Origin of the sequence: Delftia sp. RIT313 (assembly GCF_000632165.1) — a bacterium.
Lineage (GTDB): Bacteria > Pseudomonadota > Gammaproteobacteria > Burkholderiales > Burkholderiaceae_C > Comamonas > Comamonas acidovorans.
In genome coordinates this window covers 36,252-60,297 of sequence record NZ_JFYT01000112.1, presented here as the reverse complement: position 1 = coordinate 60,297, position 24,046 = coordinate 36,252, and the positions used below count along the sequence as shown (strand labels likewise).

The following is a 24,046-nucleotide window of genomic DNA, read 5'->3' as shown; positions in this document are numbered from 1 at the left end:
GGCGCGATCTGCGAGCACGTCCTGGCCGGAAAAGGGCTGCAAAGCCCGTATTCTTGCGGCCTCAGCATTCATCGACAGACCGACGACCATGAAGAACCATCCGTTCAAAGCCTCCACCCTGGCCCTTGCCATGAGCATGGCCCTGGCGTGGAGCGGCGCGGCCGGCGCCGACACCCTCAGGAAGCCCGCGCTGGACGCGCTGGCCCAGGCCCAGCCGGCACCCACCGACTTCGCCAGCTTCCTGAAGCAGGTCGCAGCCGCGCAGCCTGCCATCGCCCAGGCCGTGCAGCACCATGCCGCAGGCGCCGCGCTTGCGGGGGATGACCTCAACCACATCGCCCGCCTGCTGGGCCTGTACACACGTCTCACGCAGGAGCAGGCTGTGCTGGCCAGCATCGAGCGCATGGTCGCCCTGCCCACCGTGCGCGATGCCAAGGTGCCGCCCCATGAAAGCCCGGCCATCCTGGCTTTCGGCGAACTGGTACAGCAGATGGCCAGGGACTTCGGCCTGCAGTACCGCAACGTGGACAACCGCATCTTCGAGGTCACCCTGCCTGCGAACACCGCGAGCGCCTCGAACGCGGGTGCCGATGAATTCGGCATCCTCACCCATGCAGACGTCGTGCCCGTCGTCCCTGCCGAATGGGTGCTGGATGGCCAGGCCATCGACCCCTTCAAGGTCACGCGCGTGGGCGACAAGCTCTACGGGCGCGGCACCATCGACGACAAGGGCTCCATCGCCACCGTGCTGTTCGCCATGAAGGCCGTCAAGGACAGCGGCCTGCCCCTGTCGCGCGGCATACGCCTCATGATCGAGACCACCGAGGAAACCGGCGGCGACGCCATGAAGTACTACCAGGGCAAGACCACGCTGCCTGCCTACAACATCGTGCTGGACAGCAAGTACCCGGCCGTCGTCGCGGAAAAGGGCTCGGGCGCGCTCAAGGCCGTATTCGACGAAGTGAAGGCCGACCCCGCCCAGCCCGCCATCACCGCCATGGCCGGCGCCGCCTCGGCCAACGCCATTGCGCAGACTGCCACCGCCACCATCACGGCCGGCGACGAAGCCGCCATCGAAGCCATCGCCGCGCGCCTGCAGGCGGCCAAGGGTGACTTCACCACCAGCTATGCAGGGCAGGGTGGGCCGTTCACCATCGACATCCAGCGCAGCGGCACCGCAGCCACCGTCAAGGTCACGGGCACCTCGGCCCACGGCTCGCGCCCTGAGGAAGGCGTCAACCCCGTGCCGCGCTTGACGCTGTTCCTGCAACAGGTGCTCATGCCCACCGATGGCGTGGCCCTGGTCCAGCCCAATGCCTACAGCAACGCCCTGCGCTACATCAACGGCGCCTTCGGCCTCGACTACTTCGGCAAGCAGCTGGGCGTTGCCTATGCCGACGACTTCATGGGCCCGCTGACCCTGTCGCCCAACCTCATCAAGGCGGCAGACGGCAAGCTGGAAGTCACCACCAACGTGCGCATGCCGCGCGGCAAGACGCCCGAGCAACTGCGCACCGAAGTCGAGCAACGCATCACCCGCTGGAGCGCGGCCGCCAAGGTCCCCCTGACCCTGCAATACACCCAGGGCAACTGGATGGCGCGCGACCCCAAGGGCGCCTGGCTGTCCACCCTGCTCAACATCTTCGGCGACACCACGGGCCTGGACGCCAAACCCGTGCCCACGGCCGGCAGCACCACGGCCAAGCTCATGCCCAACGCCATCAACTTCGGCCCCGCCATGCCCGGCAAGAAGTACACGGCGCACAACGCGCTCGAATACAAGGAACTGCCGGACCTGCGCGCCGACATGCAGATGTTCACGGAAATGCTGGTGCGCATCGGGAATCTGAAGCAGATGCAGTGACACTCTCCGGCTATTGAAATGCGAAAGCGCCTTGTGAAAGCAAGGCGCTTTTTTTCGTCCACTTCCGCCCAGTCATTCGACACATGAAAGCCGACTGCCCTGGATGCGGCACAGGCCTGCCTGCCCTCAACCTTCCGGACCATGCTCCGCGTATTCCACAAAGGACGGTGCTTCATCAAACAGTTGCAAGAGCAGTTTCAGGCGCCGGGCGTAGAGACTATGTGGACGATTGAAGGCCTGGGCGGCCAGGGCGATGACTGCGCGGGCGAGGTACCACTCGTTGTCGAATTCGCTGGCGTCCTCGAATACCTTGTGCCGAATTTGCCGGATGTGATTCAGCGCCAGGTCTGCAGCCAGGTCCACCTCGACATCCGCGTCATGCCAGTCCATGTCGGCACAGCGTGTTTCGATCAGGGCAACCAGCCCCATCTCTGCGCGGGCAATGGACAGGGCGATCATTTGCTGCATGGTGGGCCAGGCAGCGGTGTCTACTGGGTGCGACTGCTTGGACGCGGCATCCATGTCGTTAACTCCTCGCGATTCGGTATTGGTGCGTGGCGAGCCACTCTGAATCTATTAGATATCTGTGATTGTTTGATGTCAAATAGATTCTTTGTCATGAATCTTTCTGATGTCCAGAATCTGGCGGATGACTGACAAGCAAGTGCCGTCCTACCCGTTGCGTATGCCTGTGGAGCTGCGTGAAAAGCTCACCCTCGTTGCCAAGAACAACAATCGCAGCGTGAACGCAGAAATCATTGCGAGGCTGGAGAGCAGCCTTGACGCAACCGGCGCCAAAGCAGACTTTGGACATGATGTGGCCGTTCGGTCCGCGATGGCGGCGTCGCTTGCGGATGTGGCCGTTTTGACGCTGACCCAGGACGAGTCATGGAAAGAGGACGTTGCACGCAGGGTTGCTGAAAGCCTGCGTGCAGTGCCTTTGGTGTCTGCTGAGACAGCACCGGTGGATGCACAGCCGCCAAAGAATAGGCAGCGGCCAAGGAAGGCCTGAGCAGCGGCCCTTCTTCAAAAGCCCCGCCTCACTGCCTCCAGAAAAACACCCCCGCCATCACCAGCCCCGTCAGCACGATGCCCGCGCGCAGCCATTCGGGCGGGATGCGGCGCGCCAGGCGGGCGCCGCCGTAGCCGCCTGCGGTGGCGGCAATCATCATGACCAGGGCCTGCTCCCACTGCACGACGCCGCCGGCCGCATAGATGGCGACGGCAATGGCCGTGAGCAGGGCGGAGACCAGGTTCTTCATGCCGTTCATGGCATGCAGCCTGGTCTGGCCCAGCAGGCCGAACAGGGCCAGCAGCAGGATGCCCAGGCCGCCGTTGAAGTAGCCGCCGTAGATGGCCACGGCCAGCATGCCGGCGCCGGCCTTCAGGGGCGATGCATGGGCGGCATGCTCGGCGCTGCCGCGTGATGCCATGCGCCTGAGCTGGGGCGCGAAGGCGAACATGGCGGTGGCGGCCAGCAGCAGCCAGGGGACGACCTTGCGGAACAGGTGGTCGGGCGTGACCAGCAGCAGGGCCGCGCCCAGCGAGCCGCCGATGAGCGACAGCACGATGACGCCGCGCATGCCCAGGCCGGGCGGCGGCTCCATGTCCTGGCGAAAGCCCCAGGCACCGGCCATGTAGCCGGGCAGCAGGGCGACGGTGCCGGTGGCGTTGGCGGCCACGGGCGGCACGCCGGTGAAGACCAGGGCGGGCAGGGTGAGGAAGCTGCCGCCTCCGGCAACGGCATTGAGCGCGCCGGCCACGAAGGCGGCGCTCATGAGCAGTGCGATGTCCCACATGGGTGTTGTCTCCTCCTGGGGCCGGGCATCGGCAGGCCGCCGTGGCCTTGCGCGGCCAGGCCGGTGTTATAGGTCGAGGCCGATCTTAGTGCCGGACCATCGGGCGGGCTGTCGCACCGGCATGCCGACCGGGTCAGGGCTGCTTTGCGCAAAAGGACAGGATCGCGCCGGCGTGGTGGCCGCCTGGCGACTAGGGCGGCTCCACCACCGGGCCGGGCAGGCCCAGCGTGGCGCGCAGCAGGGCGACGCGTGGGTTGGCGACGGCGCTGCGGTAGATCAGCGCCACGGGGCCCATGGAGATGGCGGGTGTGACATGCACCCTGCGCACCCCCAGCGACCGGGGCGAGGCCTGCAGCGTGGAGTCGGGCACGGCGCTGAGCCCCAGGCCGGCCCGGACCAGTTGCAGGTTGGTGAAGGGGCTGGTGGATTCGATGACGGGCGTGGGCGCGATCACGCCTTCGCGGCGGAACACCTCTTCCATCATGCGGCGCAGCATGGAGCTGCGCGTGGGCAGGATCCATCGCTGGCGCGCCAGTTCCTCCCAGCGGTTGCTGCGCGCGTGGCCTGCAGGGTGGTCCGGCGGGGCGATGACGGTGAAGCCGGTGTCGAACAGTTTTTCGTAGCGCAGCGGCTGGCCTGCAGCCTCAGGCAGTTCGGTGGGGTAGCTGGTGATGAGGGCGTCGAGCTCGCCGTCCAGCAGGCATTGCACAAGCAAAGGCACGCGTTCTTCCTTGAGCTGTACACGCACATGGGGCTGCTGTGCGGCCAGGTCCGCCAGTACGCCGGGCAGGTAGCCCTGTGCCACGAAGGGCGGGGTGCCTATGCGCAGCAAGGTGATGGCGGGTTGCTGGGCGGTCTCGCTGCCCAGATGGCGCAGCTCGGCCAGCAGCATGGCCGCGCCGCGGATGGCGATCTCGCCCTGGGCCGTGGGTTCGAGCCCGCGCGCATTGCGCAGGAACAGCGCCACGCCGAAGGCCGCCTCGATTTCGCCCAGGGCCTTGCTCAGCGCGGGCTGGGTCAAATGCATGAGGCCGGCGGCGGCGCGCAGGCTGCCTCCCTGGTGCAGGGCCAGCAGGAGCTGCAGGTGCTTGAAGCGCAGCCGCGACAGCAGGCGTTGCGGGTCGAAGTCGTGCATGTTCCCGGGGGTGGAGTGATTACCGGAGGTTTGCCATCTATCCAAACATATCACTATTGGAAATGGGCCTGCCGTTCTATCGTGACCCCACGACGACAAGCGACAAGGAGACAGGACCATGGACAGACGCGTCTTTCTGGCAGGCAGCCTGGCGGCTGCCGCGCTTCCGCTGGTGCGGGCCAGCGATTTTCCGAGCCGGCCGGTGCGGGTGATTTCCCCGTATGCGGCGGGCGGGGGGCCTGATGTGCAGTTGCGCCAGGCCGGCCCGGTGCTGGGGGAGATCCTGGGGCAGTCCATCGTGATCGAGAACAAGGTGGGTGCGGCCGGCGTGCTGGCCGCGCAGTATGTGGCGCAGCAGCCCGCCGATGGCTACACCTGCCTCATGGGCTCCAACACCCACCTGATCCAGAAGCTGCTGCAACCGGGCCTGCGCTTCGACCCCATCGGCGACTTCACGCCCGTCAGCAACCTGGCCTCGTCGCCCACGGTGCTGGTGGTGCGTGCCGATGCGCCCTGGCGCACGGCCCGGGAGCTGATCGCGGGGCTGAAGGCCCAGCCGGCGCAGGCCAACTACGGCTCGGGCGGCATAGGCACTTCGGCCCATCTGGCGGGCGCCACGCTGGCCTCGCTGGCGGGCCTGCAGGTCACGCACATACCGCTCAAGGGATCGGTGGAGATTGCGGCATCGCTGATCCGCGGGGATACGCAGTATGCGTTTCCGGTGGCGGGCACCGGCATCCCCCAGGTGCAGGGCGGCAAGCTGCGGGCCCTGGCGGTGACCAGCCGCAAGCGCTTGGCGCAGCTGCCCGAGGTGCCCACGCTGCAGGAGGTGCTGGGCAGCGAGCTGGCAGTGCAGGAGTCCTGGTTCGGGCTGTGGGCTCCGGCCAGGACGCCTCCTGCCGTGGTCGAGCGCCTGCACGCCGCCGTGCGCCAGGCCGCCGCCCAGCCAGCGCTGCGCGCCTCGTTCGAGGCTGTCGGCAACGAGGCCACGGCCAGCGCTTCGCCGCAGGCCTTCGCCGATTTCGTGCGCAGCGAGAACCGCAAGTGGGCCGCCATCATCGAGCTGGCCGGCATAACCGCCAACAGTTGAACCAGGGAAAGGCAAGACGGGTATGGACAAGCCGCTGCAAGGAGTGCGCGTCATCGACATGTCGCATGTGATCGCGGGGCCGCTGGCCTCGCACTACCTGGCCCAGCTCGGGGCCGAGGTCATCAAGGTCGAGCCCACGCGTGGCGAGGTCATGCGCAACAGCCGGGCGCCCGGCGAGCCCGGGGGCGGCATGCCTTCGGGCTTCGTGGCGCTCAATGCGGGAAAGCGTTCGCTGGCGGTGGACATCCGCCAGCCCGAGGGTGCGGACATCGTGCGTGCCCTGGCGCGCACGGCAGATGTGTTCATCGAGAACTTCCGCCCCGGCGTGGTGGCGCGCCACGGGCTGGGCTACGAGGACATCCGGGCGGCGCGTCCCGACGTGGTGTATTGCTCCATCTCGGGCTTTGGCCAGCAGGGCGAGTGGGCCGGGCGGGGCGCCTATGACCATGTGGTGCAGGCGCTCACGGGCATGATGATGATGGCGGGGGGCGACGAGGAAGCGCCGCCCGTGAAGGTGGGCTTTCCCGTGATCGACGTGGCGGTGGGCATGCTGGGGGCGCTGTCGGTCACGGCGGCCCTGCACCAGCGCAACGCCTGGGCGCCTGGCGAGCGGCGCAGCCAGCACATCGATGCCTCCATGCTGCAGGCCTCGCTGATGCTGATGTACCCGCATGCCTGTACCTATCTCACCCATGGCGTGGAGCCGCGGCGCGTGGGCAACCGGGGCTATACGGGCAGCCCGGCGGCCGACACCTACCGGTGCGCCGACGGCTGGCTGTCCACGGCCGCCAACACGCCGCAGCAGTTTCGCAGGCTCGCCAGCGTGCTGGGGCTCGATGCGCTGTGCGAGGACGCCACGCTGCTGGACCTCGATGCTTTCAATGCGCCCGAGGGCGGCTTTGTTGCCGCGCGCGATGTGTCCGCGCTGCAGCGGCTGCAGGCATGTCTGGCCGAGGCCTTTGCCGCACGCAGTGCTCGGGACATGGAAGCCCGGCTCAACGCCGTGGGCGTGCCTGCGGCAAGGGTGCGGCGCCTGGGTGAATTCCTGGGCGAGGCCCGCGCTGCCGGCACCGTGTCACCTGTGAGCTATGGCGCCGGCGGCGCTGCGGTGGACACTCCGGGGCTGGGGTTCCGGTGGATGGATGCCGAGCCCCTGCCGGGTGCGCCGGCCCCCGTCCTGGGCGATGGCAATCTCGCGCTGCTGCGTGAGCTGGGGATGGCGGACGAGGCCATCGCCCGCCTGTGCCGCAGCGGCGTGCTGGGCGCGCCGCAGTCCTGATTGCCTTTGGATTCCTTTGCCACTGCCTTGCTGGAGACCCCATGTTCAAAGCCTTGCTGCTGACCCAACCCGTACCGCGTGAAACCCGTGCCGAGTGTGTGGAGCTGGACGAAGCCAGCCTGCCCGCCGGCGCGGTGCGCGTGGCCGTCTCGCATTCCACGCTCAACTACAAGGATGCACTGGCCATCACGGGGCGCTCTCCCGTGGTGCGCCAGTTCCCCATGGTGCCGGGCATCGACCTGGCCGGCACGGTGCTGGACAGCGAGGACGCGCGTTTCCAGCCCGGCGATGCCGTGCTGCTCAACGGCTGGGGCGTGGGCGAGACCCACTGGGGCGGGCTCGCCCAGCAGGCGCGCGTGAACGGCGACTGGCTGATCCGCCGGCCCGAGGCCTTCAGCGCACGGGATGCCATGGCCATAGGCACGGCCGGCTATACGGCCATGCTGTGCGTGATGGCGCTGCAGGCGCATGGCATCACGCCCTCCAGCGGCCCGGTGCTGGTGACGGGGGCCAATGGCGGCGTGGGCAGCATTGCCGTGGCCCTGCTGTCGCGCCTGGGTTTCGAGGTGCACGCCGGCACCGGGCGGCCCGAACAGGCCGAGCACCTGAAGGCGCTGGGCGCGTCGCGGATCGTGGAGCGCAGCAGCCTGGATGCGCCCGGCAAGCCGCTGCAAAAGGAGGTCTGGGCGGCGGCCGTGGACAGCGTGGGCAGCCATACGCTGGCCAATGTGTGCGCCAGCCTGCGCTACGGCGGCTGCGTGGCGGCCTGCGGACTGGCCCAGGGGCTGGACCTGCCGGCTTCCGTGGCACCGTTCATCCTGCGCGGCGTGTCGCTGCTGGGCATCGACAGCGTCTATGCGCCGCAGGCGCGGCGCGAGCAGGCCTGGGCGCGGCTGGCTGCCGAACTGCCGCGCGAGGTGCTGGAGCGCAATACCGAAGAGGCGGGCCTGGCCGATGCGGTTGCGCTGGCGCCCAGGCTGCTTGCCGGCCAGGTGCGCGGCCGGATCGTCATCGATACGGCGCGCTGAGGCCCGCGCGGGCCCTGGTGCCGCCTACTTGGCGTAGGGGTCGGCAAAGCCCAGCTCGACCATGATCTCGGTCTCGTAGGCTTCCATTTCCTCGGCGTCCTGCTCGCTGGTTTCATGGTCCCAGCCCTGGGCATGCAGCGTGCCATGCACCAGCAGGTGGGCGTAGTGCTCCTCCAGCGTCTTGTTCTGCTCGCGCGCCTCGCGCTCGACCACGGGGGCGCACAGCACCAGGTCGGCCATGGCCGTGGGCTCCTGCTGGTAGTCGAAGGTCAGGACGTTGGTGGCGTAGTCCTTCTGGCGGTATTCGCGGTTGAGCTGCTGGCCTTCCTCGGCGTCGACGATGCGCACGGTGATTTCGGCATCGACGGCCAGGGCATGGCGTATCCAGCGCGTGACCTTGCTGCGGGACAGCACGGCGCGGTGGACGGGCGCCTCGGCAAAGCGCGCGAATTGCAGGGACAGTTGCAGTTGGTTCAGGGACATGGGAGGAGGCGTGGGCGTGAGCTTGGGCGTGTGCTTTGGAGCGCCCGTGGGCGGGCGTCTGCTGTGGCTGTCGGGATCAATGCGCTGCAAGGCGCGGTGCGGCACGGCGTGCCGGGGCCTGGCCGCGTGCGTCGTAGGCGTCCACGATGCGGGCCACCAGCGGGTGGCGCACCACGTCGGCGCTGGTGAAGTGGTTGATGGCGATGCCCTTGACGCGCTTCAAGACGCGCTCGGCATCGATCAGGCCGCTCAGGGCGCCCTTGGGCAGGTCGATCTGGCTGACGTCGCCCGTGACCACGGCGCGGGCGCCGAAGCCTATGCGCGTGAGGAACATCTTCATCTGCTCGGGCGTGGTGTTCTGCGCCTCGTCCAGGATGACGAAGGCGTTGTTCAGCGTGCGCCCGCGCATGAAGGCCAGCGGCGCGATCTCCAGCACATTGCGCTCGAAGGCCTTTTGCACCTTCTCGTAGCCCATGAGGTCGTAGAGCGCGTCGTACAGCGGGCGCAGGTAGGGGTCGACCTTCTGCGTAAGGTCGCCGGGCAGGAAGCCCAGGCGCTCGCCTGCCTCCACTGCGGGGCGCGTGAGCACGATGCGCTGCACGGCGCTGCGCTCCAGCGCGTCCACGGCGCAGGCCACGGCCAGGTAGGTCTTGCCGGTGCCGGCTGGGCCGATGCCGAAGGTGATGTCGTGGCGGGCGATGTTCTCCAGGTAGGCCGACTGGTTGGCCGTGCGCGCGCGCAGGTCGGGGCGGCGCGTGGACAGCTGGATGGCGTCCTGGGGCTGCTCGATGAGTTCGGTATCACCGGCCAGCATCAGTTGCAGGGAGTCGTCCAGGATGGGGTCGTCGGCCATCTCGTAGAGGGCCTGCAGCAGCTCCAGGGCGTCGTTGGCCTTGGCCTTGGGGCCGTCGATCTTGAATTGCTCGTGGCGGTGGGCGATCTTGACGCCCATTGCGATCTCGATGGTGCGCAGGTGCGCGTCGGCCGGGCCGCAGACGTGGCTCAACCGGTTGTTGTCGTGGGGTGTGAAGGTGTGGCGCAGGATCACGCGGATAATTCCAGAGATTCCGGGCGGCGGCCAGCGCGAGGGCGTGGTGCCATACCCTGTGAATGGGCCGGCGTTCGGTTGCGGACGGGCATGAAAAGCCGCCCCCAGGGCGGCAAAGGACACCAATGATAGGCAAATTGACAGGAACGCTGCTGGAAAAAAACCCGCCCGAGGTGCTGGTGGACTGCGGCGGCGTGGGCTACGAGGTGCAGGTGCCCATGAGCACCTTCTACAACCTGCCCGCCAGTGGGGCCAAGGTCAGCCTGCTGACGCACTTCGTGGTGCGCGAGGATGCGCAGCTTCTGTACGGCTTTGGCACGCACAGCGAGCGCCAGGCGTTCCGCGAGCTGATCAAGATCACTGGCATCGGCCCGCGCATGGCGCTGTCGGTGCTCAGCGGCATGAGCGTGGAGGACCTGGCGCAGGCCGTGACGCTGCAGGAGGTGGGCCGCCTGGTCAAGGTGCCGGGCATCGGCAAGAAGACGGCCGAGCGCCTGCTGCTGGAGCTCAAGGGCAAGATCGGCGCCGATACGGGCGCGCAGTCGCTGTTCGTGAACAACGACCAGAACGACATCGTGCAGGCGCTGATGGCGCTGGGCTATTCCGACAAGGATGCGGCCGCCGCGCTCAAGAAGCTGCCGCCCGACGTGGGCGTGACCGAAGGCATCAAGCTGGCGCTGAAGGCGCTGGCCAAGTGAGCGGCGCATGAGCATCCATACCGACGATTTCGGGCAGGGCGGCTTCCCGCCAGACAAGGCACCGGACAAGCCGCGCATGATTTCGGCAGCGCCGGTCTCGCGCGGGGAAGAGGCCATGGAGCGCGCCCTGCGCCCCAAGCTGCTGCAGGAGTACGTGGGCCAGGCCAAGGCGCGCGAGCAGCTGGAGATCTTCATCGGCGCGGCCCGAAAGCGCAATGAGGCTCTGGACCATGTGCTGCTGTTCGGCCCGCCGGGCCTGGGCAAGACCACGCTGTCGCACATCATCGCGGCCGAGCTGGGCGTGAACCTGCGCCAGACCAGCGGCCCCGTGCTGGAAAAGCCCAAGGACCTGGCGGCGCTGCTGACCAACCTCGAAGCCAACGATGTGCTGTTCATCGACGAGATCCACCGCCTGTCGCCCGTGGTCGAGGAAATCCTCTATCCGGCTCTGGAGGACTACCAGATCGACATCATGATCGGCGAGGGGCCGGCGGCGCGCTCCATCAAGCTGGACCTGCAGCCGTTCACGCTGGTGGGCGCGACCACGCGCGCGGGCATGCTGACCAATCCGCTGCGCGACCGCTTCGGCATCGTGGCGCGGCTGGAGTTCTATACGGCCGAGGAGCTGGCGCGCATCGTGCGGCGCAGTGCAGGCCTGTTGAACGCGCCCATCGATGACGAGGGCGCCTTCGAGATCGCGCGCCGCTCGCGCGGCACGCCACGCATTGCCAACCGCCTGCTGCGCCGCGTGCGCGACTATGCCGATGTGCGCGGCGACGGCAGCATCACGCGCGAGCTGGCCGACCGTGCGCTGGCCATGCTCGATGTCGATCCCCAGGGTTTCGACATCATGGACCGCAAGCTGCTGGAGGCCGTGGTGCACCGCTTCGACGGCGGCCCCGTGGGCCTGGACAACATCGCGGCCAGCATCGGCGAGGAGGCGGGCACCATCGAGGACGTGATCGAGCCCTACCTGATCCAGCAGGGCTTTTTGCAGCGCACGCCGCGCGGGCGCATGGCGACCCAGGCGGCGTACCGCCATCTCGGGTTGCCGGTGCCGGGCGACGACGCTTCCTGAGCGTAGCTGGCCTGCCGGCTCATTCCTCCGTGCCGGCGTTCCAGAAGGCCTGCAGAACGCCGGGCAGGGCCTCGATGGCGGCGATCACGCGGTCCAGCTCGTCGGAGTCCACCGAGGTGGCGTAGAGCATGGCCTCGATCTCCGTGTCCTGCGGGCCGAAGGCATGGGTTTCCACGCCGCGCACGGGGTAGCTGGCGTTCTCCAGCAGCTCCAGCATCTGCTCGCGCACATCGCCCTGGGCGCCTCGGTGGCAGATGGCGTAGACGTAGTAGGTCGATTCCGTGGATTCGTCATCCACCGGGCGGCGGTTGATGCGGTTGACCACGGGGCGCAGCAAGGTATTGCTGGCCAGCACGAACAGCGTGGCCAGGCCCGCCTCGGCCACCAGGCTGGCGCCCGCGCAGGCGCCCACGGCGGCCGAGCCCCACAGCGTGGCCGCCGTGTTCAGCCCGGTGATGTTGGCCCCTTCCTTCATGATGGCGCCCGCGCCCAGGAAGCCCACGCCCGAGACCACGTAGGCCACCACGCGCGTGGCGCCCTCGGCCCCGCCCAGGCGCACGGCCAGGTCCACGAAGACGGCCGCGCCCACGGCGACCAGGGTGTTGGTGCGCAGCCCTGCCGTGCGCTGGCGCACCTGGCGCTCCAGGCCGATGAGGGCGCCGAACACGAAGGCCGTGGTCAGGCTGACGAAGGTGTCCAGCATGGCGCCGGGGTTGAGGTTCTGCAGGGCCTGCATGGGGTTCCGGGCTTTCCTGGTGAATGGGTTGAAGGGTGCGTCACTGCCAGCCGTAGCGGCGGATGTAGACGCGCTTGAGCAGCGTGGCCAGGCAAGCGTAGCCCAGCAATATGGCAATCATCCACGGGAAGTAGGCCGCCGGCAGCGCCTGCAGCTTGAAGTAGCCGGCCAGCGGCCCCATCGGCAGGAAGATGCCGGCCGCCATCACGGCCGCCGTGGCCAGCAGCAGCGGCCAGGAAGGGCGGCTTTGCAGGAAGGGGATCCTGGGCGTGCGGATCATGTGCACGATCAGCGTCTGCGTGAGCAGCCCGATGACGAACCAGCCCGACTGGAACAGCGTCTGCTGCTCGGGCGTGTTGGCGGCGAAGACGAACCACATCAGCGCGAAGGTCAGGATGTCGAACAGCGAGCTGATGGGCCCGAAGAACACCATGAAGCGGCCCAGGTCGGCCGGGTTCCAGCGCAGCGGCTGGCGCACCAGTTCGTCGTCCACGTTGTCGAAGGGGATGGCGATCTGCGAGAGGTCGTACAGCAGGTTCTGCACCAGCAGGTGCAGCGGCAGCATGGGCAGGAAGGGGATGAAGGCCGAGGCCACCATTACCGAGAACACGTTGCCGAAGTTGGAGCTGGCCGTCATGCGGATGTACTTCAGCATGTTGCTGAAGGTGCGCCGGCCCTCGATCACGCCCTGCTCCAGCACCATCAGGCTTTTTTCCAGCAGGATGATGTCGGCCGCTTCCTTGGCGATGTCCACGGCGCTGTCCACGCTGATGCCGATGTCGGCCGCGCGCAGGGCCGGGGCGTCGTTGATGCCGTCGCCCATGAAGCCGGTGATGTGGCCGTTGGCGCGCAGCGCATGCACGATGCGCTCCTTGTGCAGCGGCGTGAGCCGGGCGAACAGCTGGTGCCGTTCCACCGTCTGGCGCAGCATCTCGTCGTTCATGTGCTCGATCTGCGTGCCCAGGATGATGTGGTCTGCGGGCAGCCCCACATCGCGGCAGACCTTGGCGGCCACCAGTTCGTTGTCGCCGGTCAGCAGCTTGACGGCCACGCCGTGCGCGGCCAGGGCGGCCAGCGCCTCGGCCGTGGTTTCCTTTGGTGGGTCCAGGAAGGCGATGTAGCCGATCAGGGTCAGCTCCGACTCGTCGGCCACGCCGTAGTCGCTCTTGTGCGGCGGCACTTCCTTCATGGCCACGGCGACCACGCGCAGGCCCTCGCGGTTGAGCTCGCGCGTCACGCGGCGCACGCGGGCCAGTTGCTCCTCGTCCAGCGGGCGCGTGCCGTCGCCTTCGCGCAGCCGGGTGCAGGTGCCCAGGATCTCCTCAACCGCGCCCTTGCAGATCAGCTCGTGGTGGTGGTTGCGCTCGGCCACCACCACGGACATGCGGCGGCGCTCGAAGTCGAAGGGGATCTCATCGACCTTGCGGTAGTCCTCGGCCACGCGCATCTGGGTGTGCAGCTCCACATGCTCGAGCACGGCATGGTCGAGCAGGTTCTTCAGGCCCGTCTGGTAGTGGCTGTTGAGGTAGGCGAAGCGCAGCGTCTCGTCGCAGGGCTGGCCGAAGGCGTCGGTGTGGCGCTCCAGCACGATGCGGTCCTGGGTCAGCGTGCCGGTCTTGTCGGTGCACAGCACGTCCATGGCGCCGAAGTTCTGGATGGCGTCCAGCCGCTTGACCACGACCTTGCGGCGCGACAGCACCACGGCGCCCTTGGCCAGGGTCGAGGTCACGATCATGGGCAGCATCTCGGGCGTCAGGCCCACGGCCACGGACAGCGCGAACAGGAAGGCCTCGGCCCAGTCGCCCTTGGTGTAGCCGTTGATGAACAGCACCACGGGCACCATCACGGCCGCAAAGCGGATCAGCAGCCAGCTGACGCTGTTGACCCCGGTCTCGAAGGCCGTGGGCGCGCGGTCGTTGGAGGTCACCCGCGTGGCAATGGTGCCGAAATAGCTGCGGTTGCCCGTGGCCAGCACCACGGCCAGCGCGGTGCCCGAGACCACGTTGGTGCCCATGAACAGCAGGTTGCTGGCATCCAGCACGCCGGTGCCATTCGATCCACTGGCGTCGGCGCGCTTTTCCACGGGCAGGGATTCGCCGGTCATGGCGGACTGGCTCACGAACAGGTCCTTGGCGCTGAGCACGCGGCAGTCGGCAGGAATCATGTCCCCGGCCGACAGCACCACGAAATCGCCGGGCACGACCTCGCGCAGCGGCACCTCGTAGCGGCGCGCCTGCTGGCCGAAGCCGCTGTGCGGGGCGTCTGCGGAGTCGGCATCTGCCGGCGCCGTGGGGCCGCCATTGCGGCGCAGCACCGTGGCCGTGCTGCTGACCATGGCCTTGAGTCGTGCGGCGGCGCGGTTGGAGCGGCCTTCCTGCACAAAGCGCAGCAGCGTGGACAGCAGCACCATGGAGGCGATGACGACCGTGGCCTTCATGTCCTCCGTGGCGTAGGAGACCACGGCCAGCAGCGTCAGCAGCAGGTTGAAGGGATTGCGGTAGCAGTACCACAGGTGCAGCCAGCCGGGCAGCGGCTTTTCGTGCTCGACCTCGTTGGGGCCCAGACGCGCGAGCGCGGCGCGGGCCTGCTCGCGGGTCAGGCCGTCCTCGCTGGAGCCCGTGCGCGCCAGCACGGCGGCAATGTCATCGCGCGAGGCGCGCAGCAGTTCGCGCGTGAGGGTCGGCGATACCGAGCGCGAGTGGTGCACGGCCGTGCCCGAGGGCAGGGCATTGCGCCGGAACAGCCCCAGGGCGTGGCGGCTGCGCAGAAACGCCTGGAACAGGTGCTTGAGGCTTTTCATGGTGACCTCCCTGGCGGCTCAGGCCTGGCTCGAACGAAGGGTGGCGCGCAGCCAGTGCCAGTTGCGCTGGCAGGCGCACAGCAGGCGGCGGCGCAGCGGCGGGCGGGTCACGGTGGCCGACTGCAGCCATTGGCGCCGCGCATGGGCAGGCAGGTGGCGGTAGACCTCGGCGCGCTCCTGCGCCGCCAGCAGGGACAGGACGTCGGCCTGCTGGCGCTGCGTGAGCGCCACGAGTGCGTGGGCGAAGAGATCGGGGCCGTGTTGCTGCAGCAGGGCGTGCAGTTGTCCGGTGTGGCGCGCCGCAATGGCGGCTTGCAGGGCCAGCTGCAGGGTGCTGGCGCGGGAGGTGTGGCTGGCGCGTGTGGAGACGGGTGCTGTGGCGGGCGTGGTTGCCGGCGTGGTGCGCAGCGCGGTGATGGCGTGTTGCATGTCGGGCTTCTTTCGTTGCGGCCGAAAGAAGCCCGGCACCTATCCGTCAATGGACGTGCGCGGGTCTCCCGGCCGGGGCCTTGGGATGAGGCGGAAGGGCCGCAGGCATGCGCGGCCGGACCGTATCGGAGGGGTCAGGGCAAGATCGACTCGGATCGGGGTCCATGGGGGAGCTCCTTTCTGACGAGGGGACGGACAAGGCGGGCGGCGCGTTCAGCGCGGCTGCAGGCTCAGAAAGCTGCGGATGCGGTGCGTGGGCCAGTGGGTCTGCAGGTCCAGGTGCATGGCGTGCTCCATGGCCGAAGGGGCCTGGGCTTGCATCTGTGCCTGTGCCTTGGCCTGCATTGCTGCCTGGGAAGCAGCCACGCGCGTGCCGGTGGCGCCGGGGCAGGGCGCGGCAGTGGCAGGCTGCAGGCGTTGCATTGCGGGGCGGACGAACGGTGTGGACATGGCTTTCTCCTTGGCGAACCAGGAAGACCGCCGTAGGCAGGGCCGTCAAGCAGCGTGGGCCGGGCGCTGCTCGATGGCAGCCACACGGGCACGCGGTCAGTGATCAACAGCCATTGGAATCTTCGGTGCAGGAGCGGCGTGCCTGATGCAGGCCAAGCACCACTGCAGCGCCGGGCGGCGCGAAGATCCAAGGGGAAACGCAGCAATGGATGGAAGCCGACCGACATGGCCGCTCCCATCACAGGAGTCGGTCAGTCAGCCAGCAGCGAAGCCATTGCGGCGCGCTGTTTGTCACTGGTTGAACTGGCACTGTCCACGGAGGACTCCTGAAAATGCGATCCCTCGATTGTGCCTTGCGAGCTGCTTCGGGTCAACCCTGATGTCGATGCGCCACGGGCCAGCCAGCCCTGCACGATCAGCAGTTGCGCCGCGTAGTAGGTGGACAGCACGCCGGCTTGCGCGCCGTCGAAGGGCTGCACAAATCGGTTGATGGCCAGCAGCGAGTCGCTGGCCATGAAGAAGCAGGCACCCATGGCCACCTGCCAGGCCGCCTTGCTGCCCAGATGCCGCGCGCGGCCCAGGGCCTGCGCCGCCATCAGCGCAATGACCAGCACATAGGCGGCCACGGGCAGGCGCAGCGCGGCGGGCAGGCCGCCCTGCCAGAGCACGGCATACATACCCGCGCCCAGGGCCAGCGTGGCGGCCAGCGAGGGCCGGTGTGCAAACCAGGGTGCGTCCTGGCGCAGCAGCACGATATAGGCCAGGTGGGCCAGCAGAAAGCTGGCAAGGCCCGGGATGAACAGATCGGGCAGCATCAGGAACACGTCGCCCGCCAGGGATGCCGCCAGTGCCGCGGCCAGCCAGCAGGCGCCGCGCGCGGGTTTCGCCAGTGCCGAGAAGGCCGTGCTGCCGCGCCACAGCTGCATGACGGCGATCAGCGCAAAGACCATGGTCAGCGGCTTGAACAGCCAGTGCCAGTGCAGCATGTCCAGCGCGGCGGTGGCGGTGGCCAGTGCGCCGGCCTCAATGGCCAGTGCCAGCCACAGGCTGATACGCCCCTGCATGGCTGCGCCCAGCGCCCATTGGCAGGCCAGCAGCACGGCAAACCACAGTGCATTGCGGGCCGTCGAGGACTGGTCGGCATGCCAGAGAAACAGCGACACCCCGGCGATCAGCGCCACGAACTGCAGTCCCGCAAACCAGCGCAGGCCGCGCTCCATCCCCGGTGCGTAGAGCACGCGATGCGCGTCCAGGTCGAAGGCCGGCCTGGGAAAGCGCTGCGCCACATCGGCGGGGCGCCATCCGGGCGGCTTGAGCCAGACGCGCAGCTTGTCGCCCCAGCGCCGCGCATGCCAGCTGTCATGGACGAGTTGCCGGTACACCACGGCGTTGGCCCACAGCGGATCCCAGCTTTGCAGCAGGCCGCGCGTGCCGTAGACACAGGGCTCGCTGTCGTCCTCGGGCTTGAAGGTGCCGAACATGCGGTCCCAGACGATGAGGATGCCGCCGTAGTTCCTGTCCAGGTAGCAGTCGTTGACGGCGTGGTGCACGCGGTGGTTGCTGGGCGCGCAGAACCAGCGGTCGAACCAGCCCAGGCGCCGCACCTGCTCGGTATGGACCCAGAACTGGTAGAGCAGATCGATCAGGCCCACGATGGCAAACACCAGCGGCGGCACGCCGGCCAGCGCCATGGGCAGGTAGAACAGCCAGCCCAGCAGCGCGCCCGAGCTGGTCTGGCGCAGCGCCGTCGACAGGTTGTAGTCCTGGCTCTGGTGGTGCACGGCGTGGGCTGCCCACAGCACGGCCACCTCATGGCCCATGCGGTGCAGCCAGTAGTAGCAGAAGTCGTAGAGCAGCAGGGCCAGCAGCCAGCCGGGAATGCTGGTCCAGAAGGCATCGTTGCGCCACAGCGCCACATGATCGAAGGCCAGTGTGTACAGACCTATGCGCAGCAGCTGGGTGAAGACGGCGCTGGTCTGGCTGAGCATGCCCAGGCTGATGGAGCTGACGGCATCGGCCAGCCGGTAGGCATTGCGCCCGCGCCACAGGCTCACCCCCCATTCCAGCGCGATCAGCAGCAAAAAGGCCGGCGTGGCGAAGACGATGATTTGGCTGGGTGAAGGCATCATGGCCCGTCAATTCTGGACAGGGCCGTTGTGCGGCGCCTTAGGCGTGAACCCTAGGACACGGAATCACAAGGGTTGAAACGGATTGCAATAAATGGGGCTTCATGGCAAGCGCATGGCAGGAAAATTGCGCCCTATGGCAGAATCGCCCGCTTTCCACGCGCTGGACGTGCTTGCCCTGCAGGCGATCGCCAGCCCGTACCGCCTTTGCCGGCATGCGCCTTGCATGCCCAAGCCCCATGCCCCTGTCCCGCCGCTCCCTGCTATCGGCTGCCGCCTCACTGGCTGCAGCCCTTGCCGCTGCACCCGCCGCCCATGCCGCGCCGGGCGCGGGCAAGCCCTGGCCGGCAGCCGGGCCCATCACCCTGATCGTGCCCTTTGGCGCGGGCAGCGATGTGGACGCCACGGCACGGCTGATCGCCGAAAAGCTGGGTGCGCGGCTGCACCAGTCGGTGGTGGTGGACAACGTGCCGGCCTCGGGCGGCGTGCTGGGCGTGAGCAAGGTGGCGCGCTCGCACGCCGATGGCTACACGCTGCTGCTGGGCTTTGACGGGCCGGTGAGCATTGCGCAACTGGTGAACTCTTCGGTGCGCTATGACGCCGAGCGCGATCTGGCGCCCGTGGGCTTGGTCACCGCGGCGCCCATGGTGATCGTGGCCCGCCCGGGCCTGCCGGTGCACAACCTCAACGAGCTGATCAGCATGGCCCGCGCCCGGCCCGGCGCGCTGACCTATGCCACGCCGGGCGTGGGCACGGTGCTGCACCTGGCCATGGAGCGATTGCAGGAGCGCGCCCGCATCCGCCTGGTCCATGTGCCCTATCGCGGCGTGGCCCAGGTGACCAGCGAGGTCATGGGCGGCCAGGTCGATCTGGGCATTCTGATGACCACCGGCGCCACGCCGCTGGTGCAGCAGAAAAAGCTGGAAGGCGTGGGCGTGACCTCGGCACAGCGCATCGACGTGATTCCCGAGGTGATGAGCTTTGCCGAGGCGCCCGATCTCAAGGGCTTCGAGCTGGAGGCCTGGACCGGCCTGTTCGCACCCGCCCGCACACCCGAACCCGTGGTCAGCCGCCTGGCCGCCGAACTGGCCGAGGTGCTGAAGCTGCCCGAGGTCCGCAAGCGCCTGCAGGACAGTGGTGCCACGCCCGGCTCGGGCACGCCGGCCACGTTCGCCCAATTCCTGAAAAAGGAAAAGGCGAGCTACACGCAGATCGTCAAGTCCGCCAATATTCAGGTGGAATAGGCCGCGCTGGCGGTCAGCGGGTGACCGCTTTTTTCCATTGAATGAAGACTGGGTCGGCGAAATCGGCGGAATTGTCTGAAGTCGCCTTTGTGCGCCGAGTGCTACGTATTGGTGTGTGAAATCTGTTACCCTCCGCTTACATTTTTAAGGGGGCGGTGTGGGGGTGGAGAAAATCATGCGCCGGGCCATGGCATGGCTCTGGCTTTTTGCGCTTGCAGCGTCGGGTGCTGCAATGGCCGAGGACCGGCCCACTGTCACTTTTGCGGGAGTCGCCTATTCGGGCGACGCCAGTTCTCAGCAGCAGCGATTCCCTTATTCAAAGCAGTATGAGAGCCGCCTGAAGGCCGCCGGGCACAGTGCCTATGCGCGGGCACTGGCATTCGTGCAGCAGGCGCCTGCACAGCACCTGCAGATATCCACCAATCCCATCGATGAGCTCAAGGGGCGCGACCAGGCCCTGGTGGTTTCTCTGGTGCTCAATTCCGAGACGGTCTCCGTGGAAAGCTTTGGCGGCGTGCGCAAGCTGTTCATCCTGATTCGTGGACAGGCCCTGTTTTTTGACTTCAAGTCCATGACGGCGGTGCGTTCGTATCCGCTCAGCTTTGCCTTCATCGACAACCTGCGCCACGAGCCGTCGCAAGAGGAAATCATGGAGCGCGTGACCAAGGTATACGAAGGCGCGGCAGGCAAGCCCGGCATCTTCGGCCGTTTTGCCCAGGTGCTGGCCACGGCCACCGTGCCCTCGCAGACGCCGCGTTTCCTGCAGGTCACCGATATCCAGATTCCCGCCGCCATGGCTGAGATGCTGCCCGGCTATCTGCAGGACCCGCAGGTGCACAAGATCTGGGCCGCCGATATCGTGGGCGAGGCCATTTCCAGCCGCATTGGTGTGCCCATCATTCCTTTTGCCATGGGCTATGCCGTGGGCAATGTGATGCGCATGCAGGTGCTTGACGGAGAGGTCTACACGCTGCAGCTGCCCAGTGCCGACTACGCCATCAGCGTCGATTTCAAGGGATTCAAGAAGCTCAAGTTCAAGGAGTCCAGCGCCGGCACCAGCTATGTCTACGGCACCTTTGCCGATATGCGCATCCAGGAACCCAATGGGCCGGTGTTTCTCGGCGCCTCGCTGAAGAACGCGGAAGTGAAGGTGGTGCCTTCCACGCAAACCCATGTCGATGATTTTCCGGCGTTCTATGACTCGCTCAACGGCCTTTTCGTGAAGCTGGCCGAGACGGTGGCGGCTGGACGGGGCAATGACTGGCTCAAGTCGGCTGCTGCCGAGAGCGACATCGAAGCGCAAATTGTCAAAACAAAAGACCTGATGAATCTATGCAAGTAATCCAGAAAATCCTCCTGTGCCTTTCCATGGCGCTGTTCGCGGCCGGTGCGGGCGCGCAGGTGCAGCAGGCACGCGGCAAGGCCTCGGTCAGCTACCAGGATTCAAAGGTCAGCCCGCAGGACAAGGAGCGTGCGCTGATGGCGGCCCAGCTCAAGGCCGTGGAGTTCTACTACGCCGAAGCCGGCCAGTCGGAGGCCGAGAATTTCGACGCCGTGCGCGACAAGATCCTGGCCAACCCCGATCGCTACATCCTTGAGCACACCGTGCTCAGCGAAGAGGACAACGCCGACAGAAAGCAGTACACGGTCTCCGTGCGCGTGGCGCTGAACGTGGCCAATCTGCGCAATGCCGTCAAGGCCAACTCGGCCGTGGTCAAGGCCGGTCCCGCAGGCCGGTCGCCGCTGGCCTTCATGTTCGTCTCGCGCCAGGTGGCCACGACCAAGTCCTTCGAGGACCGCGTCTACAAGCGCGTGGACGAGACCGAGGACGTCAAGGCCCAGGTCAGCGCTTCCGAAAAGGGCAGCGAGGGTGAATCCATCCGTGGCGGACGTATCAGCACGAATGCCTCCACGGCGACCTCGGGCACCGCCTCGGTCAAGAGCAGCCGCACTTCCGAGACCGGCGGCAGCACGACGCGACGCTCGGCCGAGTCCACCTGGCGCGTGATCCCCAGCGCCAACCTGTCCCAGGTCTTTTCCTCCAACTTCGCCAAGGCCGGCTTCAAGGTGTCAGAGGCTGCCATGGTGGAGCCCTACACCGGCGGCCACTTCAAGGTCGCGGCCGTGGAGAACGACTACAAGAGCGGCATGGACCTGCAGCCCTCGACCCTGGCGGCCATGGTGGCCGGCATGCGCACGGCGCAGATTCCCTACATCGCCCTGGGCACGCTGGATGTGGGCATGGGCGAGCCCGATCCCCAGACCGGCCTGATGCGCGTGAGCGTGACGGTCAACGCCAAGATCCTGGACATCGCCCAGACCATTCCCGACACGATTGCCGCCGTCGGCCCGGTGCTGTACGCGGGCATGGGCCCGTCCGAGGATGAGGCGCGCAACAACGCGCTGAAGCTGGCCGCCAACAACGCGGCCCGCGATCTCACCAGCCAGGTCACCAATCTGGGCCTGCGCTGAGCGCTGCGGCTTCCAAGGTCCGGCTGCCATGCAGCCGGACCTTTTTTCCGTTCTTTGGCTTTCCACGCTTTCCACGCCTACCTCGTTTTTATCTTCGCCGTCCGCGTTCACGGACTGCTGCAACCCGAGTCCATCTCCATGAAAAAGCTCTTCACCACCGTCGCCGTTGCCGCCGCCATGGCCAGCCCCGCCCTGACACAGGCCCAGTTCTCCATGCCCTCCATCCCGGGTGTCGGCAAGCTCATGGGCGGCAGCGGCTCTGCCGACGTGGCCGGCCAGGGCGACGCCCTGGTGCGCAGCTATGTGGGCGCCAGCAAGGAGGTGCTCAGCGCCAATGCCAAGATGGCCACGGCCCTGGGCCTGAAGGAGCAGGCTGCCAGCGCCGCCAGCACGGCGGACAGCCTGGGTGATGGCGCGACCATCGGCGCGCTGGGCGATGGCAACAAGGTGGTCTCGGACACCAGCGGCGCGATTGCCGAGTCCATGGCGAAGAAGCCCGTGCTCGATGCCGCCTCCAAGGCCACCTTCGCCGAGGGGCTGGTGCACCTGGTCAACGGCAGCGTGAAGTACGCCGGCATGGGCAAGGATGTGTCGGTCATGGGCAAGAGCCTGCAAAGCGCCAACCCCATGCAGCTGACCAAGCTCACCTCCGCGGCCTGGGTGGTTTCCAAGTTCCCCGGCTCGGCCTCCGACCTGTTCAGCACCGTGCAGACGGCCATTGCCTTCGCGCGGGCCAACGACATCGAGGTGCCGGCCAATGCGGCTGACGCCACGGCCGCGCTGGGCACGCTCAAGCTGTGATCCGGTACAGGCAAGGAGCACTTTCTATGCGTACCCGCATCATTGCGGCCGTCGTGGCTGCCTGCGCCGCCATGTCCGGCTGTGGCGACAAGCCATCCGAGCAGCCCAGGACCGACGCGCCTGAACAACCCCAAAGCGTCGCCCCGCCCGTGCCCGACGTGGGCAGGCTGGAGACCGTCGAGGTCCAGGTCATCGGCCTGGGCCAGTCCCCTGGCGAAGCCATGGCGCAGGCGCTGCAGATGGCGCTGCTGCAGGTCAATGGCGCGGTGATCCAGTCTGCCTCCGTCACGGCCAAGTACGGCCTCGACGTGGCGCTGGGGCAGGACGCCGCCTCGCTGCGCGCCAGCGCCTTCGCCGAGGTGGTCAAGCAAAAGTCCGGTGGCGTCATCCAGTCGGTCCAGGTGGTGGATCTGGAAGAGCCCAAGCCCTGGGCCAAGCGCTACAAGTACACCATCAAGGCCAACATTTCCAAGTTCAAGCCTTCGGCCGAGATGCAGAAGATCAAGGTCGTTGTGGGGCCGGTGCGCTTCGAGCAGGCCTCGCTGCCCATGGGCGACCGCAGCGTTTCCGCCGCCGAGGTGGGTGCAACGCTGAGGCAACGCATCAGCGACGCCCTGGTGCAGACGGGCCGCTTTGCCGTGCTGGACCGCGAATTCAGCCCCGAGATCGAGCAGGAACTGGCCATCATCGCCACGGGCCAGGCGCCCAGCGCCGAGCTGGCCAAGCTGTCCCAGGCTGCCAGCGCCGATCTGGTGTGGAGCGCCCGCGTCAGCAGCTTTGCCTACAACCGCCATGCCCGCCAGCTCAAGACCAGCGACCGCCAGCTGGTGAGCTACTCGGGCGGCTGGGCCCTGTCGCAGAAGCTGGTGAACGTGGCCACGCGCCAGGTCACGGCCTCGGAGTCGCTGCGCGGCTCCGTCCCTTCCACGGCACCGACCACGCTGGGCGCGGGCGTGGATGGCAACAAGGTCATGACCGACATGAGCGATGCGCTCGTCGCCGGCGTGGTCAGCTCCATCCTGCAGCGCACCTTTCCGCTGACCGTGGTCGCCCGTGATGGCGAAAGCGTGGTGCTGAGCCAGGGCGGCCAGGCCGTGAAGGAGGGCGCGCGCTACCAGGTGGTGGCCATGGGCAAGGAGATGAAGGACCCGCAGACCGGGCAAAGCCTGGGGCGCCTGGAGTCACCGTGCTGCGAACTGGTGGTCGATCGCGTGACCCTCAACCTCTCCTACGGCCACCTGGAGAACATGCGCGGCGGCATGGAAGACCTGCCACCGGGCGGGCTGCAGGTGCGTGAAGTACTGAAGGCATCCGCTGCACCGGTTCTGGCCGCACAGGCTGCAGCAGGTGATGCGGCCGCGGCCGCTGAGCCCCAGGCCGCACCGGCACGTGCTGCACAACCGTCCGCAGCACGCCGCGCGGCATCGCCCGCCAAGGAGGCCGATGCCCCGGTCGGCAAGAAGGACGACGACAGCTGGTAAGCGAC

Annotated in this window: 22 protein-coding genes; 12 read left to right on the top strand and 10 right to left on the bottom strand. The window is 67.5% G+C overall.

Annotated features, from left to right (window positions below; translation table 11 throughout):
• Positions 1-88 precede the first annotated feature (88 nt).
• Complete coding sequence (locus BW39_RS28890) at positions 89-1,864, top strand: dipeptidase (RefSeq protein ID WP_043825740.1); 1,776 nt, start codon at positions 89-91, stop codon at positions 1,862-1,864.
• 126 nt (positions 1,865-1,990) lie between these two features.
• Here BW39_RS28890 and BW39_RS28885 read toward each other — a convergent pair whose 3' ends face one another.
• Positions 1,991-2,386, bottom strand: coding sequence for a hypothetical protein (locus BW39_RS28885; RefSeq protein ID WP_043825738.1), 396 nt, complete (start codon positions 2,384-2,386; stop codon positions 1,991-1,993).
• A 127-nt stretch (positions 2,387-2,513) separates the two neighbouring features.
• Here BW39_RS28885 and BW39_RS28880 point away from each other — a divergent pair, with 127 nt between their 5' ends.
• Complete coding sequence (locus BW39_RS28880; RefSeq protein WP_081816313.1) at positions 2,514-2,876, top strand: Arc family DNA-binding protein; 363 nt, start codon at positions 2,514-2,516, stop codon at positions 2,874-2,876.
• A 28-nt stretch (positions 2,877-2,904) separates the two neighbouring features.
• Here the strand turns inward: BW39_RS28880 and BW39_RS28875 are convergent, their stop codons facing one another.
• Both BW39_RS28875 and BW39_RS28870 read right to left on the bottom strand, forming a co-directional pair.
• A complete protein-coding gene (locus BW39_RS28875) occupies positions 2,905-3,663 on the bottom strand; it encodes a sulfite exporter TauE/SafE family protein (protein ID WP_012203149.1) in 759 nt (252 codons plus the stop codon).
• A gap of 190 nt (positions 3,664-3,853) precedes the next feature.
• Positions 3,854-4,798, bottom strand: a complete 945-nt coding sequence (locus BW39_RS28870) for a LysR family transcriptional regulator (protein WP_043825735.1) — start codon at positions 4,796-4,798, stop codon at positions 3,854-3,856.
• Between the two features lie 118 nt (positions 4,799-4,916).
• Between BW39_RS28870 and BW39_RS28865 the strand changes: the two genes are divergently transcribed.
• The 3 genes from BW39_RS28865 to acuI are packed head-to-tail and all read left to right on the top strand — an operon-like array spanning position 4,917 to position 8,195.
• Positions 4,917-5,888 (top strand): tripartite tricarboxylate transporter substrate binding protein, encoded by a 972-nt coding sequence (locus BW39_RS28865; protein ID WP_013804299.1) that lies wholly within the window; start codon positions 4,917-4,919, stop codon positions 5,886-5,888.
• 22 nt (positions 5,889-5,910) lie between these two features.
• Positions 5,911-7,167: a CaiB/BaiF CoA transferase family protein gene (locus tag BW39_RS28860; RefSeq protein WP_043825732.1), complete on the top strand. Its 1,257-nt coding sequence runs from the start codon at positions 5,911-5,913 to the stop codon at positions 7,165-7,167.
• A 41-nt stretch (positions 7,168-7,208) separates the two neighbouring features.
• Positions 7,209-8,195 (top strand): acrylyl-CoA reductase (NADPH), encoded by a 987-nt coding sequence (gene acuI / locus BW39_RS28855; protein WP_043825730.1) that lies wholly within the window; start codon positions 7,209-7,211, stop codon positions 8,193-8,195.
• A 24-nt stretch (positions 8,196-8,219) separates the two neighbouring features.
• Here acuI and ybeY read toward each other — a convergent pair whose 3' ends face one another.
• Positions 8,220-8,678 carry an rRNA maturation RNase YbeY gene (ybeY, locus tag BW39_RS28850; RefSeq protein ID WP_012203154.1) on the bottom strand — a complete coding sequence of 153 codons (459 nt, stop codon included), beginning with the start codon at positions 8,676-8,678 and terminating at the stop codon, positions 8,220-8,222.
• Positions 8,679-8,754: 76 nt separating this feature from the next.
• The gene (locus BW39_RS28845; RefSeq protein ID WP_012203155.1) at positions 8,755-9,726 is read right to left on the bottom strand and encodes a PhoH family protein; all 972 of its coding nucleotides are present in this window, start codon (positions 9,724-9,726) and stop codon (positions 8,755-8,757) included.
• 125 nt (positions 9,727-9,851) lie between these two features.
• On the opposite strand from BW39_RS28845, the gene ruvA reads away from it, so the two are divergent.
• Positions 9,852-10,424: a Holliday junction branch migration protein RuvA gene (gene ruvA, locus BW39_RS28840; RefSeq protein WP_012203156.1), complete on the top strand. Its 573-nt coding sequence runs from the start codon at positions 9,852-9,854 to the stop codon at positions 10,422-10,424.
• A gap of 7 nt (positions 10,425-10,431) precedes the next feature.
• Positions 10,432-11,502 carry a Holliday junction branch migration DNA helicase RuvB gene (gene ruvB / locus BW39_RS28835; RefSeq protein WP_043825727.1) on the top strand — a complete coding sequence of 357 codons (1,071 nt, stop codon included), beginning with the start codon at positions 10,432-10,434 and terminating at the stop codon, positions 11,500-11,502.
• 19 nt (positions 11,503-11,521) lie between these two features.
• Here the strand turns inward: ruvB and BW39_RS28830 are convergent, their stop codons facing one another.
• From BW39_RS28830 to BW39_RS28810, 5 genes are all read right to left on the bottom strand, one after another.
• On the bottom strand, positions 11,522-12,238 hold the full coding sequence (locus BW39_RS28830) for an MgtC/SapB family protein (protein ID WP_012203158.1): 717 nt from the start codon (positions 12,236-12,238) through the stop codon (positions 11,522-11,524).
• Between the two features lie 40 nt (positions 12,239-12,278).
• The gene (gene mgtA / locus BW39_RS28825; RefSeq protein ID WP_043825726.1) at positions 12,279-15,038 is read right to left on the bottom strand and encodes a magnesium-translocating P-type ATPase; all 2,760 of its coding nucleotides are present in this window, start codon (positions 15,036-15,038) and stop codon (positions 12,279-12,281) included.
• 18 nt (positions 15,039-15,056) lie between these two features.
• Positions 15,057-15,467 carry a hypothetical protein gene (locus BW39_RS28820; protein ID WP_043825724.1) on the bottom strand — a complete coding sequence of 137 codons (411 nt, stop codon included), beginning with the start codon at positions 15,465-15,467 and terminating at the stop codon, positions 15,057-15,059.
• A 213-nt stretch (positions 15,468-15,680) separates the two neighbouring features.
• Positions 15,681-15,917, bottom strand: a complete 237-nt coding sequence (locus BW39_RS28815) for a hypothetical protein (protein ID WP_012203161.1) — start codon at positions 15,915-15,917, stop codon at positions 15,681-15,683.
• Positions 15,918-16,168: 251 nt separating this feature from the next.
• Complete coding sequence (locus tag BW39_RS28810; RefSeq protein ID WP_043825823.1) at positions 16,169-18,043, bottom strand: lysoplasmalogenase family protein; 1,875 nt, start codon at positions 18,041-18,043, stop codon at positions 16,169-16,171.
• Positions 18,044-18,282: 239 nt separating this feature from the next.
• On the opposite strand from BW39_RS28810, the gene BW39_RS28805 reads away from it, so the two are divergent.
• From BW39_RS28805 to BW39_RS28785, 5 genes are all read left to right on the top strand, one after another.
• The gene (locus BW39_RS28805) at positions 18,283-19,287 is read left to right on the top strand and encodes a Bug family tripartite tricarboxylate transporter substrate binding protein (protein ID WP_043825721.1); all 1,005 of its coding nucleotides are present in this window, start codon (positions 18,283-18,285) and stop codon (positions 19,285-19,287) included.
• A gap of 382 nt (positions 19,288-19,669) precedes the next feature.
• A complete protein-coding gene (locus BW39_RS28800; protein ID WP_235264307.1) occupies positions 19,670-20,629 on the top strand; it encodes a hypothetical protein in 960 nt (319 codons plus the stop codon).
• A 26-nt stretch (positions 20,630-20,655) separates the two neighbouring features.
• A complete protein-coding gene (locus BW39_RS28795) occupies positions 20,656-21,759 on the top strand; it encodes a hypothetical protein (protein ID WP_235264306.1) in 1,104 nt (367 codons plus the stop codon).
• Positions 21,760-21,897: 138 nt separating this feature from the next.
• A complete protein-coding gene (locus BW39_RS28790; RefSeq protein ID WP_012203166.1) occupies positions 21,898-22,560 on the top strand; it encodes a hypothetical protein in 663 nt (220 codons plus the stop codon).
• Between the two features lie 26 nt (positions 22,561-22,586).
• Positions 22,587-24,041 (top strand): CsgG/HfaB family protein, encoded by a 1,455-nt coding sequence (locus tag BW39_RS28785; RefSeq protein ID WP_043825717.1) that lies wholly within the window; start codon positions 22,587-22,589, stop codon positions 24,039-24,041.
• Positions 24,042-24,046 lie beyond the last annotated feature (5 nt).

Bases quoted from the DNA above. Each gene is read 5' to 3' on its own strand.
- acuI (WP_043825730.1), top strand. From the start codon at position 7,209: ATGTTCAAAGCCTTGCTGCTGACCCAACCCGTACCGCGTGAAACCCGT.
- BW39_RS28880 (WP_081816313.1), top strand. From the start codon at position 2,514: ATGACTGACAAGCAAGTGCCGTCCTACCCGTTGCGTATGCCTGTGGAG.
- BW39_RS28860 (WP_043825732.1), top strand. From the start codon at position 5,911: ATGGACAAGCCGCTGCAAGGAGTGCGCGTCATCGACATGTCGCATGTG.
- ybeY (WP_012203154.1), bottom strand. From the start codon at position 8,678: ATGTCCCTGAACCAACTGCAACTGTCCCTGCAATTCGCGCGCTTTGCC.
- BW39_RS28865 (WP_013804299.1), top strand. From the start codon at position 4,917: ATGGACAGACGCGTCTTTCTGGCAGGCAGCCTGGCGGCTGCCGCGCTT.
- BW39_RS28830 (WP_012203158.1), bottom strand. From the start codon at position 12,238: ATGCAGGCCCTGCAGAACCTCAACCCCGGCGCCATGCTGGACACCTTC.
- BW39_RS28815 (WP_012203161.1), bottom strand. From the start codon at position 15,917: ATGTCCACACCGTTCGTCCGCCCCGCAATGCAACGCCTGCAGCCTGCC.
- BW39_RS28885 (WP_043825738.1), bottom strand. From the start codon at position 2,386: ATGGATGCCGCGTCCAAGCAGTCGCACCCAGTAGACACCGCTGCCTGG.
- BW39_RS28870 (WP_043825735.1), bottom strand. From the start codon at position 4,798: ATGCACGACTTCGACCCGCAACGCCTGCTGTCGCGGCTGCGCTTCAAG.
- BW39_RS28795 (WP_235264306.1), top strand. From the start codon at position 20,656: ATGGCGCTGTTCGCGGCCGGTGCGGGCGCGCAGGTGCAGCAGGCACGC.
- ruvA (WP_012203156.1), top strand. From the start codon at position 9,852: ATGATAGGCAAATTGACAGGAACGCTGCTGGAAAAAAACCCGCCCGAG.
- BW39_RS28785 (WP_043825717.1), top strand. From the start codon at position 22,587: ATGCGTACCCGCATCATTGCGGCCGTCGTGGCTGCCTGCGCCGCCATG.
- BW39_RS28875 (WP_012203149.1), bottom strand. From the start codon at position 3,663: ATGTGGGACATCGCACTGCTCATGAGCGCCGCCTTCGTGGCCGGCGCG.
- BW39_RS28810 (WP_043825823.1), bottom strand. From the start codon at position 18,043: ATGCCTTCACCCAGCCAAATCATCGTCTTCGCCACGCCGGCCTTTTTG.
- BW39_RS28805 (WP_043825721.1), top strand. From the start codon at position 18,283: ATGCCCCTGTCCCGCCGCTCCCTGCTATCGGCTGCCGCCTCACTGGCT.
- ruvB (WP_043825727.1), top strand. From the start codon at position 10,432: ATGAGCATCCATACCGACGATTTCGGGCAGGGCGGCTTCCCGCCAGAC.
- mgtA (WP_043825726.1), bottom strand. From the start codon at position 15,038: ATGAAAAGCCTCAAGCACCTGTTCCAGGCGTTTCTGCGCAGCCGCCAC.
- BW39_RS28790 (WP_012203166.1), top strand. From the start codon at position 21,898: ATGAAAAAGCTCTTCACCACCGTCGCCGTTGCCGCCGCCATGGCCAGC.
- BW39_RS28890 (WP_043825740.1), top strand. From the start codon at position 89: ATGAAGAACCATCCGTTCAAAGCCTCCACCCTGGCCCTTGCCATGAGC.
- BW39_RS28820 (WP_043825724.1), bottom strand. From the start codon at position 15,467: ATGCAACACGCCATCACCGCGCTGCGCACCACGCCGGCAACCACGCCC.